Source organism: Blastococcus sp. SYSU D00669, from assembly GCF_054050715.1.
In genome coordinates this window covers 53,227-66,261 of sequence record NZ_JBJGZV010000021.1, presented here as the reverse complement: position 1 = coordinate 66,261, position 13,035 = coordinate 53,227, and the positions used below count along the sequence as shown (strand labels likewise).

The 13,035-nt window shown below is 70.2% G+C and carries 11 protein-coding genes and 2 pseudogenes; 8 read left to right on the top strand and 5 right to left on the bottom strand.

What is annotated here, in order from left to right; translation table 11 throughout:
* Window positions 1–31: 31 nt before the first annotated feature.
* Genes ACI8AF_RS15975 through ACI8AF_RS15960 form a run of 4 tightly spaced genes read left to right on the top strand, consistent with a single transcriptional unit; the run spans window position 32 to window position 4,809 of the window.
* Window positions 32–1,651 (top strand): hypothetical protein, encoded by a 1,620-nt coding sequence (locus tag ACI8AF_RS15975; protein ID WP_456540711.1) that lies wholly within the window; start codon window positions 32–34, stop codon window positions 1,649–1,651.
* On the top strand, window positions 1,651–3,342 hold the full coding sequence (locus ACI8AF_RS15970) for a serine/threonine-protein kinase (protein WP_456540710.1): 1,692 nt from the start codon (window positions 1,651–1,653) through the stop codon (window positions 3,340–3,342). The genes ACI8AF_RS15975 and ACI8AF_RS15970 overlap by 1 nt, the downstream gene beginning before the upstream one ends.
* 22 nt (window positions 3,343–3,364) lie before the next feature.
* A complete protein-coding gene (locus tag ACI8AF_RS15965; RefSeq protein ID WP_456540709.1) occupies window positions 3,365–4,063 on the top strand; it encodes an SDR family oxidoreductase in 699 nt (232 codons plus the stop codon).
* Window positions 4,060–4,809 carry a thioesterase family protein gene (locus ACI8AF_RS15960; protein WP_456540708.1) on the top strand — a complete coding sequence of 250 codons (750 nt, stop codon included), beginning with the start codon at window positions 4,060–4,062 and terminating at the stop codon, window positions 4,807–4,809. The genes ACI8AF_RS15965 and ACI8AF_RS15960 overlap by 4 nt, the downstream gene beginning before the upstream one ends.
* 34 nt (window positions 4,810–4,843) lie before the next feature.
* On the opposite strand, the gene ACI8AF_RS15955 is transcribed toward ACI8AF_RS15960, so the two are convergent.
* The gene (locus ACI8AF_RS15955) at window positions 4,844–5,113 is read right to left on the bottom strand and encodes an HNH endonuclease (RefSeq protein WP_456540707.1); all 270 of its coding nucleotides are present in this window, start codon (window positions 5,111–5,113) and stop codon (window positions 4,844–4,846) included.
* A gap of 89 nt (window positions 5,114–5,202) precedes the next feature.
* Window positions 5,203–5,937, bottom strand: a pseudogene (locus ACI8AF_RS15950) (DUF222 domain-containing protein); the annotation flags it as partial.
* Between the two features lie 350 nt (window positions 5,938–6,287).
* Here ACI8AF_RS15950 and ychF point away from each other — a divergent pair.
* On the top strand, window positions 6,288–7,361 hold the full coding sequence (ychF, locus tag ACI8AF_RS15945; RefSeq protein ID WP_456540706.1) for a redox-regulated ATPase YchF: 1,074 nt from the start codon (window positions 6,288–6,290) through the stop codon (window positions 7,359–7,361).
* Between the two features lie 94 nt (window positions 7,362–7,455).
* Here ychF and ACI8AF_RS15940 read toward each other — a convergent pair.
* Window positions 7,456–8,421 (bottom strand): annotated as a pseudogene (locus ACI8AF_RS15940) (DUF6414 family protein).
* 391 nt (window positions 8,422–8,812) lie between these two features.
* Between ACI8AF_RS15940 and ACI8AF_RS15935 the strand changes: the two are divergent.
* The gene (locus ACI8AF_RS15935) at window positions 8,813–9,487 is read left to right on the top strand and encodes a recombinase family protein (protein WP_456540705.1); all 675 of its coding nucleotides are present in this window, start codon (window positions 8,813–8,815) and stop codon (window positions 9,485–9,487) included.
* Between the two features lie 103 nt (window positions 9,488–9,590).
* Window positions 9,591–9,965 (top strand): DUF1304 domain-containing protein, encoded by a 375-nt coding sequence (locus tag ACI8AF_RS15930; RefSeq protein ID WP_456540704.1) that lies wholly within the window; start codon window positions 9,591–9,593, stop codon window positions 9,963–9,965.
* 1,306 nt (window positions 9,966–11,271) lie between these two features.
* Here the strand turns inward: ACI8AF_RS15930 and ACI8AF_RS15925 are convergent.
* Entirely contained in the window at window positions 11,272–11,685 is a 414-nt protein-coding gene (locus tag ACI8AF_RS15925) for a tyrosine-type recombinase/integrase (protein ID WP_456540703.1), read from the bottom strand.
* 742 nt (window positions 11,686–12,427) lie between these two features.
* Between ACI8AF_RS15925 and ACI8AF_RS15920 the strand changes: the two genes are divergently transcribed.
* The gene (locus ACI8AF_RS15920) at window positions 12,428–12,640 is read left to right on the top strand and encodes a hypothetical protein (protein ID WP_456540702.1); all 213 of its coding nucleotides are present in this window, start codon (window positions 12,428–12,430) and stop codon (window positions 12,638–12,640) included.
* Window positions 12,641–12,663: 23 nt separating this feature from the next.
* On the opposite strand, the gene ACI8AF_RS15915 is transcribed toward ACI8AF_RS15920, so the two are convergent.
* Window positions 12,664–12,975 carry a hypothetical protein gene (locus ACI8AF_RS15915; RefSeq protein ID WP_456540701.1) on the bottom strand — a complete coding sequence of 104 codons (312 nt, stop codon included), beginning with the start codon at window positions 12,973–12,975 and terminating at the stop codon, window positions 12,664–12,666.
* Window positions 12,976–13,035: the final 60 nt, after the last annotated feature.

The following is a 13,035-nucleotide window of genomic DNA, read 5'->3' as shown; positions in this document are numbered from 1 at the left end:
CCGGCACGTGCCCGAGCATCGGGGGACGCTCATGGCGACCGGATCCGCGCACCGCTCCCGCCTCCTCGCGGTCCTGGCCGGGGCCCTGCTCGTCGGAGGGCTGGCCGCGCCGCCCGCCCTCGCGGCGCCCGCCCCGGACGAACCGCCGCCGACCGTCGACGTCGGGATCGAGGGCGCGCAGGCGGCGCTGGTGCGCATCGAGGTCACCGCGGTCACCAACATCGCGCACATCAACCACAGCACCGGGGACCTGGTCATCCACCAGGACTCCTACCCGGTGCGGCAGGGGCAGGCCACCGGCGTGCTGGTCAGCGCCGACGGCATCGTCGCCACGCTCGGGCGCGAGCTCGCCGTGGACCTCGACCGGATCACGGTGCCGGCGGCGAACCAGCTCTTCGTGGAGCACATCGGCGCGCAGCTCGTGGCCGGCAACGGCTCCTCGTCACCCACCTCCGCGACCGATCCGGACCTCGACCAGCACCTGCACCACTGCTACCAGCGGGTCGACCACTGCATCGTCACCGCGGACCTGCAGTACGACGTCGTGCTGCTCACCGAGGAGCCGCAGCGGGTGCGGGCCGTGCCGGTCTTCGGCGAGGGCGGCGGGCCCACCGACGTCGTGCTGCTCCGCGTCGGCGGTTCGGCGACGCCCACCGCGGCGCTGTCCACGGGCGAGGTGCCGGCCGAGGCGACGCTGGCCGGCTTCGACACCGGGGTGCCGGAGGACCCGGCCGGCTGGGCGCCGGCGACCGTGCCGGTGCAGGTGGCCGGCGGGACCGTGACGGCGGCCGCGGACCAGGGCCTGCGCGACCGGCTCGGCGCGGGCCTCACCGGCGGGCCGCTGCTCGACCCGGAGAGCGGCGAGGTCCTCGGTCTCGTCGACTGGGACCGCTCCGGCGACGGCGGCACGGTGGTGGGGGCGGCGGCGATCAGCGACGCCCTGGCCGAGGCGGGCATCGGGACCGACCGGTCGCCGTTCGACGTCGCCTTCACCCGCGGCCTGGAGCTGTTCAACGACGGCCGCTACGGCGCCGCGGCGCAGCGGCTGGAGGCGGCCGGCGAGTACTTCGAGTCGGCGCTGGCCGACCGGCACCGGCAGACCGCCACCGACCTGGCCGCCGGCGAGGAGCCGGCGGCGGCCGAGCCCGCCGACGGGGAGCGGGGGACGCCGTGGTGGCTGTGGGCCGCCGTCGCCGGGGGCGCGCTGGTGCTCCTGCTGCTGCTCTGGTGGCTGGTCGCGCGGCGGCGCTCGCGCCGGTCGGGACCACCCGCCGCCCCGGGCCCGCCCGCCCCGGGCGCTCCCGTCCCGGGCGCTCCCGTCCCGGGCGCTCGGCACGACGCGGAGCCCGCGCCGGTGCTGCTCGGGCCGTCGTCGATGCCGCCCCCGCCGTGGCCGAGCCCGCCGTCGCCGGTCCCGCCGGCCGGTGTCCCGGCGCCGCGACCCGCGGGCCCGCCGGCCGCGGGTGCGCCGGTGGCGGTCGCGCCGGTGCCCGTGCGGGCGGGGGAGCCGTCGTGGCCCCCGGTGCCGCCCGGCGCGGCGGCCGCGGGCCCGCCGTCGGGCCGCCGGCCGGCCTTCTGCGTCAACTGCGGTGAAGGTGTGCCGGCGCAGGGCCGCTACTGCGGTGCCTGCGGCAGCCCGGTGCCCGGCTGATGCAGCCGCTGCTGCAGCAGGGCGTCGAGGTCTCGCGCTACCGGGTGGAGGACCTCGTCGCCCGCGGCGGCATGGGCCTGGTCTACCGCGCGCGGGACGTGCGCCTGGACCGCCCGGTGGCGCTCAAGGTGCTCTCGCCCGACCTGTCCGACGACGCGCGCTTCCGCGAGCGGTTCGTGCGCGAGTCGCGGCTGGCCGCGGCCGTCGAGCACCCGCACATCATCCCGATCTACGAGGCCGACGAGTGGCAGGGGCTGCTGTACCTCGCGATGCGGTTCATCCACGGGGCCGACCTGCACACCGTGCTGGCCACCCGTGGTCCGCTCGACGTCGCCACGACCCTGTTCGTGCTGCAGCAGGCGGCGTCGGCGCTCGACGCGGCCCACTCCGCGGGGCTGGTGCACCGCGACGTGAAGCCGGCGAACCTGGTGATGTCGGGGGCGACGGCCGAGCGGGTGCCGCCCGACGTGCACGTCTACCTGACCGACTTCGGGCTGACCAAGAAGACGTCGTCGGTCTCGGGCATCACCACGACCGGCCAGTTCCTCGGGACGCTCAACTACGTGGCGCCGGAGCAGATCCGCGGCGACGACGTCGACTCCCGGGCCGACGTCTACGCCCTCGCCTGCGTGACCACGGAGATGCTCACGGGGGAGCCGCCGTTCGTCCGCGACACCGACGCCGCGCTGCTCTGGGCGCACATCAACGCGCCGCCGCCGTCGCTGGCCGCGCGCCGGGCCGACCTGCCGCCGACCGTGGACGGGGTCATCGCCCACGGGATGGCGAAGGAGCGCGTCGACCGGCCGGAGAGCTGCAGTGCCTTCGTGGCGCTGCTCCGCGCGGCCACGCAGACACCGACGGGCCCGGTGTCCTCCCCGCCGGACGACGCCCCCGTGGTCCTCCGGGGACCGCTGCCGGACCCCCGGCCCGGGCACCCGAGCTTCCCGAGCGGCGCCCGGTCGGTGCCGGTCCCCGTGCCCCCGGGTCCGCCGGTGGCGCCCGATCCGCGGGCACCGAGCACCGTCCGCCACGACCCGGCGCTCGGCCCGCCGGTCGACGAGGCGGCCGGGCCGCGGGGTCCGATGCCCCCGGCGCCGGCCCGCCGCCGCAGCGGACGCGCGTGGTGGTGGGTGGCGGCCGCGCTGCTGCTGGCGGTGGTCGCCGTCCTCGCGCTGGTGTGGCGGCCCTGGGCGGCCGACCCGCCGCTCGAGCGGCAGCTGGTGGACGGCTTCACGGCCCGGGTGCCGGCGGACTGGCAGCGGTTCGCGGAGCCGGACAGCGCCGACGACGTCGTCCTCTCGACCCGCGACTGGCGCCCGCTGTTCGTGGAGGACGACAGCGCGGCCGCGGCGACCGCGGCGCACGACGACCCGGACTCGGTCGTGGGGGTGTACGCCGACACCGACGACCGGCTCAACAGCGACTCCCCCTCGCAGCAGGTGGAACTCGTGGAGGCCGCGCTGCCGGGGGCGTCGCTGGCGAGCGACGGCGCGACCGAGGTGGCGGGGGAGGAGTTCGCGTCGTTCAGCGGCACGATGGCGCTCGGGGACGACGAGGAGCTGCACGTGCGCGGCGTGGTGGCGCTGGCGGAGCCGCGGCTGCTGCTGGTGTTCTTCGCCCCCCACTCGGTCGCCGACGAGTGGCGGCCGACGTTCCAGCAGGTGCTCGACTCGGTGCGCGCGAAGGGTTGACGCCGTCCGCTAGGTTGTCGGTATGGATTTCAAACCGACTACGGCGTTCGTGACGGGGGCCAACCGCGGCTTCGGGCGGGCGCTGGCCGCCGAGCTGCTCGGCCGGGGCGCGAGGGTCTACGCCGGCGTGCGGGACCTCGGCTCGATCGACCTGCCGGGCGTGCAGCCGGTGCTGCTGGACGTCACCGACCCGGCGTCGGTGGCCGCGGCGGCGGAGGCGACCGGGGACGTGACGCTGCTGGTCAACAACGCCGGCGTCGACACCCGGACCAACCTGCTGACCGGCTCGCCCGAGGCCGTGCAGGCCGAGCTCGACGTGAACTTCCTCGGACCCCTGGCGGTGACCCGGGCGTTCCTCCCGCAGCTGGAGCGGGCGGGTGGCTCGGTGGTCAACGTGCTCTCGGTGCTGTCGTGGGTGTCGTTCCCGGGCACCGGGGCGTACTGCGCGGCGAAGTCGGCGGCGTGGTCGATGACCAACGCGCTGCGGGCCGAGCTGGCGCCGCGGGGGGTGCGGGTGGCCGGGCTGCACGTCGGCTACATGGACACCGGCATGACGGTCGGGGTCGAGGCACCGAAGTCGGATCCCGCCGAGATCGCGCGGCTTACGGTCGACGCGATCGAGGTGGGCAGCTACGAGATCGTGGCCGACGACGTCAGCCGTCGGGTCCGAGCCGGTCTGTCGGACGGCGTGGCCGCGCTGTACGCGGGGCTGCCGGCATGACGGCCGTGGCGGCGCCGCTGCGGATCGGGCCCAGCTGGCGGTCGTTCGCCGGGATCCAGGGCGGCGTGGTGGTCGGGCAGCTGCTGGCCGCGGCGGCCCGGTCGTCCGGCCGGGCGCCGCGGGCGGTGACGGCGCACCTGCTGCGGTCGGTGGCGGCGGACGCCGACGTGGACGTGTCCGCCGTCCCCGACCGGACCGGGACGACGGGCAGCGTGCGGGCGGAGCTGCGGCAGGGCGGTGCGCTCGCCGCCGTCGGCCAGGTGCTGACGCTGGACCGTCCGCCGTCGCCCGTGGTCGAGGTGCCGCCGGGCCCGCTGCCGGCGGTCGAGGACGGCGAGCCGTTCCGGCTGCCGCGGGAGCTGGTGCCGATCGCCGACCACACGGAGATCCGGGCGCTGGGGACGTCGCGGCCGCTGGCCGGGGGGCCGGAGCCGCGCCTGCACGCGTGGGTGCGCATCCACGGCGAGCCCGACCCGCTGGTGCGGCTGGGCGTGCTGATGGACGCACTGCCGCCGTCGCTGTTCGCCGTCTGGACCGCGCCGGTGCCGGTGCCGACGGTCGAGCTGACCGCGCACCTGACCGGCGCGCTCCCGGATGCCGACGAGTGGGTGCGCATCGACCAGCGGACCACCTGGCACGACGCCGACGTGGCGGTGGACGACGCGGAGCTGCGCGACGTCGCCGGCCGGCTGGTGGCGCGGGTGCGGCAGACGCGGCGGCTGATCGGCGCCGGCTCGCGACCATGACGTCCCCTCGGGCAATACCGAGGGATGACGGGCCTCAGCCGGCGCGGGCGAGGTGGGGGTCGTCGGCGGGTGGCCGGATGGCGTGGATCTCGGTGCCGTCGGGTCGGTAGGTGTGCCACCGCCCCGCGTCGTCGCGGTGGATGCGGAAGCCGTGGTGGGCCTGGGTGTGGTGCCGCTCGCAGAGCAGCCCGCTGTTGTCCAGGCTGGTCTCGCCACCCAGTGCCCAGTGGACGACGTGGTGCACTTCTGACCACCAGTGCGGGGCGTCGCAGCCGGCGAATGGAAGGACCCCGCTGCCCCCCACGCCTCGCCCGCTCGGCGCGGGCCCCTGCAGCGGGGCCGACGGCGCAGGTCGAGCGGTTCCCCGTTCGGGCCGAGGACGATCCGGGTGAGGTCGGCGTCGCAGGCCGCCCACCGGGCACGGGCGGCGGAGAGGACCGCGCCGAAGCCGGTGCGGGCGGCGCCCCGGCCGGTCGTGGGGTCGAGCAGGTCCGCCAGGTCGACGGTGACCGCGACCTGCGGTTTGACGGTGCGCAGCAGCGGCAGGGTGCCGCAGCCGAGGTGGAGGTCGGCCAGCTGGACGGCGGCGTCGGCCTGCCGCTGCGCCAGGCTGCGCGCGTCCCCGGCGGGGCGGTGGGCCTGGTCGAGCGCGGTGATCGCGGCCTGGAACCTCTCCCCGCCGACGGCGTCGAGCTCGCCGCGGAAGAACAGCCGGCCGTCGGCCCGCCGGGTGAAGGCCAGCGACCGCCGCTCGGTCGGGTCGGGCTCGGGCCCGTCGGCGTCGAGCCGCTCGAGGAAGGCGTGCACCAGGTCGTCGAGCTCGGCGTGCCCGTGGCCGACCGCGAAGGTCACCAGCTCGCCGGCGATGCCGGCCAGGTCGCCGTCGGCCGCGGCGATCAGCCGCAGGTGACGCGGCTCGGTGAGCTGCCCGAGCACCGCCACCTGGTCACCGGTCAGCGCTCCGGCCGCGTGCGCCGCCGCGACCGCGGGCAGCAGCTCCAGGGCGCGGCCGTTGCGCACCACCTGCGAGGCGGCGGCCTTGGCCAGCCGGCCGTGCCCGCGCAGCCACGCCTGCGCCGACGTGTGCCCGTCGCGCTCGAAGGCCTGCTGGTTCTCCGCGGCCCGCACCCGACGGGCGATCTCGGCGTCCAGCCGGTTCCGGACCGCGAGCAGCTCGCGGGTGTCGTCGAGCAGCGCCGGCCCGCGGCCGTGCAGATCCTCGGCGGCCAGCCCATCGAGCGCCGTCGTCAGCTCGTCCACGCACACCTCCCCCGGCTACTCGATCAGGCGTTCGAAAGTCTACCGCCGATCGAGCCCGCGCGCCTCCCGAATCCCCAGGTCAGAAGCCGTTTCCACCAATCCGCCCGTGCCCTGGCGTGGCGGTGTCGCGGGCGCTGAGAGCGAGGCCCGCCCGCGAACCAACGCGTTCCCAGCACGGCCGGACGTCCGCACCTGCCGCCCACGTAGGCTGGACTCCCGTGAGTCTCACCATCGGGATCGTCGGCCTGCCCAACGTCGGCAAGTCGACGCTGTTCAACGCGCTGACCAAGAACGACGTGCTGGCGGCGAACTACCCGTTCGCGACCATCGAGCCGAACGTCGGTGTGGTCGGCGTGCCCGACCCGCGGCTCGCGAAGCTGGCCGAGATCTTCAGCAGCCAGAAGGTCATCCCGGCGACGGTGTCCTTCGTCGACATCGCCGGCATCGTGCGCGGCGCCAGCGAGGGCCAGGGGCTGGGCAACAAGTTCCTGGCCAACATCCGCGAGAGCGACGCGATCTGCCAGGTGATCCGGGTGTTCTCCGACCCCGACGTCGTCCACGTCGAGGGCAAGGTGAGCCCGAAGGACGACATCGAGACGATCAACACCGAGCTGGTCCTCGCCGACCTGCAGACGCTGGAGAAGGCGGTCCCGCGGCTGGAGAAGGAGTCGCGCAAGGACAAGGAGCGGGCGGCGCTGCACAAGGCCGCCGTCGAGGCGCAGGAGATCCTGAACGAGGGGCGGACGCTGTTCTCCGCCGGCATCGACCTGGCCCCGCTCAAGGAGCTGTCGCTGCTGACGACGAAGCCCTTCCTCTACGTGTTCAACGTGGACGAGGAGGAGCTGGCCGACGAGGCGCAGATCGCCGCCCTGCGCGAGCTCGTGGCGCCGGCCGAGGCGATCCTGCTCGACGCCAAGATCGAGGCCGAGCTCGCCGAGCTGCCCGAGGAGGAGGCCGCCGAGCTGCTGGCCGCCGTCGGGCAGGACGAGCCGGGCCTGCACCAGCTGGCGCGGGTGGGCTTCGCGACCCTCGGCCTGCAGACCTACCTGACCGCCGGGCCCAAGGAGTCGCGGGCCTGGACGATCCCGATCGGCGCGACCGCGCCGCAGGCGGCCGGCGTGATCCACACCGACTTCCAGCGCGGCTTCATCAAGGCCGAGATCGTCTCCTTCGACCAGCTCGTCGAGGCCGGCTCCATGGCCGACGCCCGCGCCAAGGGCTGGGTGCGCATGGAGGGCAAGGACTACGTCATGCAGGACGGTGACGTCGTGGAGTTCCGCTTCAACGTGTGATCTACGTCACAGGAATCAAGAGTTGAAGGGGGAACTGCACTCCATGCACCGATGGACGGGGCGAGTCTACGCGCTGCCTAACGTCGACCGCTTGTCAGATGAAGATTGCCATGGGAAGTATCTGCACGGCGGGCGCTTTGATGATCGGGTCTTCGACCTTCAAGTCGAAGCCTTCGGCGCTATTCACTTTCTCCATCAGCTCGCCGACGACCTTTTCTCCGGCGACGCCCAGCACAGTCCGCCGGGTGAGGTTGATTGCCTCTTCCTCGCCAAGAACCCGGGTCACTTTGCCTAGAGCGGTGAATCGTCCCGCCCTTAGGTATTCACTAGTCGTATCGCTATAGAAGTCGGACGATACGGTCAGCACGACTCTTAGCTGCTCACTGACGCGAATGACCACATCGTGCACCGGAGCGGAACGCATGTCGTCAGCCATTCGAACCATGACGCGCAAGCCCTGTTTCTGCGCCTTAGTCTGTGCTGCCTAGACCTCACGCATGGCGGCCTGCACTAGTTGCTGCGCAATTTCATCCCCATCCGGCATCCTTGGGGATGTCCGAGGTCCCCCCTTGTGCTTACCGCGAGGTGGAGTCCTTGCGGGGCTATTCGCCGTCGCGGATTCTGCCTCTTCCTCTTCCTCCATGTACGGAAGGATCTGCTGGAGCATGCCAAGAACGGCGGCGAGCGGATTGCCTAGATACTCGCCTGTGACTTCCACCAGCTGTCCGGCCCTGATCTGCGTCAACTGACTCGCCTCTGTCAGAGTGACAACCTGATCGTCTTCGTGCAAGTACTGATACAGCGCGTTGAAGAGGCTAGCGACGGTATGGTGGCGAGCGACTGTGCTTTCGATGGAAGCATCTCGGTTCGTGCTACCAGAAGCTTCCGCAGCCAGGTCCATGCCGAACAATGAGGCGAGGAGGGGAAACTTGAAGCTGCCGGAGACTTTTCCTGATGCTTGGTTGACTTCCGCTGACCGCCGGGTTTCCTCCTCGCTCCAACTCACGCCACCCTGCAGGTAGGCCAGAAAGCTCACCATCATTGGAATGTCGAGATACAAAGGGTGTGCGAGCGTGTATCCGGCATCAGGGTCTATAGGCAAGAGCTAATCTCCCCTGCGCCCAGCGCGGTCGAGTTGCTGGACAGCCGAGGCGCTGGGCGCTGCAGCCTCTGTCGGAGCCATCCGATCGCCACCTTAGATCAACCGGGGTCCGTGGGCATCCGCACGCAAGCCCCGCTGCCTTACGGTGACTCATGCATGGTCGTCCGTTAGACGGGTCACGGCCTTCGCTTCTAGCTACGGCAACTTATGGCAACGCGTGAACAACTTTCTAGCGTCAAAGTTGAGTGCGCGGGGCTGGTTACCGAGACAGGACTCAGGTGCTGTATGGCGTCAGCGATAGTGCGCCCATGGGTGTACATCAACCGAACGTTTGCTGTATGCTCGTCTCATGGCTCCCGCCCTCGTCCACACCCCTCCCCGCGCTCTTGGGTACTGCCGCGTTAGCACCGGTGACCAGGTGAACAGCGGAGCCGGCCTTGACGCTCAGCGTGCTGCGCTCGAAGCGGAGGCCGCTCGGCGAGGCTGGCAGCTAGAGCTGGTGATCGAAGAGGGGATGAGCGCCAAGGACCTCAACCGTCCTGCTCTCACAGCCGCTCTGAGCCGTCTGGACGGGGGCGAGGCTGACGTGCTGATGGTCAGCAAGCTGGACCGACTTTCACGCTCCGTCAAGGACTTCGGCGCGGTGCTTGACCGGGCGTCCAAGGCCGAGTGGTCCGTCCTGTGCTTGGACCTGGGTGTCGACACAACCACACCCGTTGGCGAGTTCACTGCGAACGTCGTTGTCTCGGCCAGCCAGTATGAGCGCCGCCTAATTGGCCAGCGGACCCGTGATGCTCTCGCTGCCAAGAAGGCCGCCGGTGTCCGGCTGGGCCGTCCGCGTCAGCTTCCTGCTGAGGTCGTGGAGCGGATCGTTCGATCTAAGGCATCCGGGGGGTCCCTGGCGGGGATTGCTCGGGAACTCACTGAGGAGGGGGTAGCGACCGCACAGGGCGGGTTGCGCTGGTATGCCTCGACGGTCGCAGCTGTCCTCCGGAGCGCCGACCTGGACGGCAAGACGCCCTAGAGGCGGCTTCAGGGACAGGAGCAGAGTTGCCCGCCTGTGACCGCTGTCCGGGCCCGCTGACCATCCGCTCCATCCCGGCCCGATCCCGGCCATACTGAGCGCCGTGAACGCTGTGGCGCAGACCTTTGCGATCATCGCAGCTCTTTGCGGTGTCATGGCGTTCGTATTGGAAAGCTTCCTGTTCGGCCGGCAGAGCGTGCAGGTCTTCCTTCTCGGAAAGCCTGAACCGGCGGCAGGCGTCCGAATGTGGGCCTTCAACCAGGGCTTCTACAACCTGTTCCTCGCAATTGGTCCGGCTGCCGGGGTCGTCGTGTATCACCTCGGACAGCAGAGCGCAGGCCGCGCACTCGTGATTTACGGCTGCGCATTCATGGTCGGGTGCGGTGTTGTCCTGTTTGTCTCCGATCGACGGCTGTGGCGCGGCATGATCGGTCAGAGCGGCCCGCCACTGGTCGCGCTCATTGCGGCGCTCATGTAGCCGGAACGACGTGGGATGTGCCTCATAGTGGGCCGCTATGGGACACCAGGCCGGGCGGCCCTGATGCCTGGCCGGGGCTGGGTTAGGGCAACAGGCTCACCACTCGGCATCCCAGTCCAGGTCCTCAGCAGCGGGCCGTGTGCGCCCCATCTCACCCCTACCCCTGCCAGAGAAGGGGTGTCCTTCGTCGTAGTGTCGAACAGGAACTCAACAGATTCTTGGAAGTTAGGTCCGATAGGAGAAGAGCCAGAGCGGCGCGCAGCGCCGACATCGAAAGGATTACCCTTATCCTCTGGATCAATTCTAATCAAAGACAGCTCGGAACGAGCGTCAGCGAGGTCCGAGCCAGACGGAGCGCGAAGCGCGCAGTCTGTTGTATTATCTAGTGAACTATCCTTTGTAGTATTACTTGTAGTATTGGCCCCTGCTACAAGAGGGGTGTTTTCTGCTACAGGAGGGGTATTCGCTGCCAACGCAGGGGTATTCATCCCTTCAATGGGAGGGGTGTGCTTGATGTGGACCTCGAACAACGGCAGAGCCATGATGGCCGGGACGTTGAGGGTGTATGTGTTCTTGCGGCCTCGCTTCTCCTTGGTCACCAGGCCTGGTAGGTAGGCGTCAACGCCTTTGAAGTTCTTTTCGTGCTTGATGCCGCGGACTTGGCATAGTCGCTGTACGGACGGCCAGCTGTACCAGTTATCATCGCTCCGGATGATCAACTCGACCAGTAGCGCCTTGTCGTCCGCCTTTAGTGTGGTGCGCACGACGTGACTCATCACGTCAAACTTATTGATCTTTCTGTTCATTGCTTTACTCTCCTATAATCAAATGACAAAGCCCCCGATGGTCACGACACCGGGGGCCTTGCCGAATGAATCACTCTATGGTGAGTAAGGCAATGTAATGTAGAACTCCTAACGTCGTGACCGTCGTGTTCCTGTGCTCAATTATACGCGCCGAGGGATTCAGAAGCAAATCCGGGGGACCATTCAGGCAGCCCGGCGAGACGGCTTGGCAACTACGCTAGGGCGCCCACCAGTCTCCCGTCAATGGCGCAAGCCTAGAGAATCAAATGTGCAGGTCAGCGACGGCGTGTCGCTAACTATTGGAGGAATTGCCCGTCGTTGGCCGATTGGGTCCTATTGGTCACCTCTTGTCACTCTGGTCCGGCTGTTGGTCGGTGTTGGCCACCCTTGTCCCGCTCTTGGTCGACTGGGACCTCTTGCTCGCCAGAGGTGGAGAAATCCGCTGGGGTATGCGGGGCACCCCAGGGGATTTCTAGCCGCTCAGAAGGCTCTGTAGCGGGCTAGCCGAAGGCTCTCGCCACGGCTGCCTCCACGTCACTGGCTGTCGTATGGACGTAGAAGCGCAGACTGACCGACACGTCGTGATGCCGCATCTGCCGTCGGAGTACCTCGGGGGAGCACCCGGCGTTGACCAGATTGGTGGCGAAGGCGTGTCGGAGCTTGTGGGGCGTCAATTCGGGGAGGCCGGCCTTCTTACCCGCCCGGCGAATCCCTACGTAGACCGTGTTGGCGGCACGGGTGAAGTCATGCTGTCGGTACTCGTCGGCGAACCAGCCGGGCACCCTCACTGGCCCGGCTGTCTTGGGTGTGCTGATCGAGCCGTCCGGAAGGCGTTGCCTGTCGACGCTGATGACACTGCCGTTGATGGGCTGGTTCGTGCAGGCCTCTCCTAACCGCAGACCAGCGAAGAGCATCGCGTATCCCCAGAGGCGATACGTAGAGCCGTCCAGGGCCGCCCGTAGTTCGGCTAGGGAGGGAACCTCGTAGTCCTTCCGTGCAGGCTTAGGGCAGGGGAGAGGCAAGCCCAGGCAGGCCCGGAGATTGATTGCATGCTTCCGCCGAGTGTTGGGGCTGAGGACGCGCTGCAACCTCGTGGTCAGCATGGCAACTGTGACGGAATGAAACGGAACGTCCTCCAAGCCCAAAGCTCTGAGGGTCCCCAGGTACTCCCTGTGAGTCGTCTCCTTGATGGGCCTGGCACTGAGGCGTTGCAGGGCCGTTTCAAGGCATGTCGGGTGCGCTATGGGCAAGGACGAGTCCACCACGGAGTGGTGTAGTTGCACGGCGAACTCCTGAGCCGGGTGACATGCAGGACGGTGACGTCGTGGAGTTCCGCTTCAACGTGTGACCGGCACCCGTCCGCCGCGCGCCCCTGGCGGCCCGACAAGCGGGACCTCGAGTCGCCGGCCACCCACCGCGCGATCGCGGCCTGCCGGCGCTGCCCGCTGCCGTCGCCGTCGGCGACCGACCGGACGCGGTTGCGTCACCTCTCGGCCCGGTGCCGGAGCGGGTCGCGGTGGGGGGCTCCGGCGGCAGCCGGTCACCGTCGAGCGCTCGATGGGGTGAACCGGTGCGCGGTCCGCAGCAGGCGGACGCCCCTACGGCGATGCTCGTCCGACGGGCACGACCGACGCACGACCCAGGAAGGCGTACTCCATGAGCGAGGCGAAGCGCAGGGCGCAGGACGCGTTGTTCACCGCGATCGCGGACCAGGCGGAGACGAACATGAAGGCTGCCCTGCGGCCGGGCGAGAAGGCCGCGCTCCTGCACGAGCTGGCCGAGGCGTACCGCTTGACGGCCGGCACCAGCTCCGTGCCCAACATGTGGACCGCACGCAGTGGTCAGCCTGCGAGCGACGCAGAGCGCTAGGCAGCGGCCGTGGCGGGGCCGGCCTACGACGACGCCGGCAGGCCCGGCCCGAACAGCCGGGGCAGGAGCGCGGAACCCCAGCGGGGCCGTCGGTGCCGAGGCCCTGCGGTCGGCGGCGCGCCGCCCACCTCGGGCGCCCGGTCGGCGCGCGAGGCGGTCAGCGGCGGCTTGGGGAGCGCCACGTCGAGCGCGATCGTGTCCGGGACCCCGCCGTCGATCTCCTCCGTGGCGGCGGCGCTCGCGATGTGCGCCTTCGCCAGCTCGTAGCTGTGCTGGATCGCCGCCAGCTGGGGCTCCTCGCCGTCCTGGGTGCTGCCCCACGTCTGATCCGGCATGCGTGCCCTCCCTGAGTCGGTCAGCTCTCCTCCGGTCATCCCCTCCGAGCGCCTCAGGGG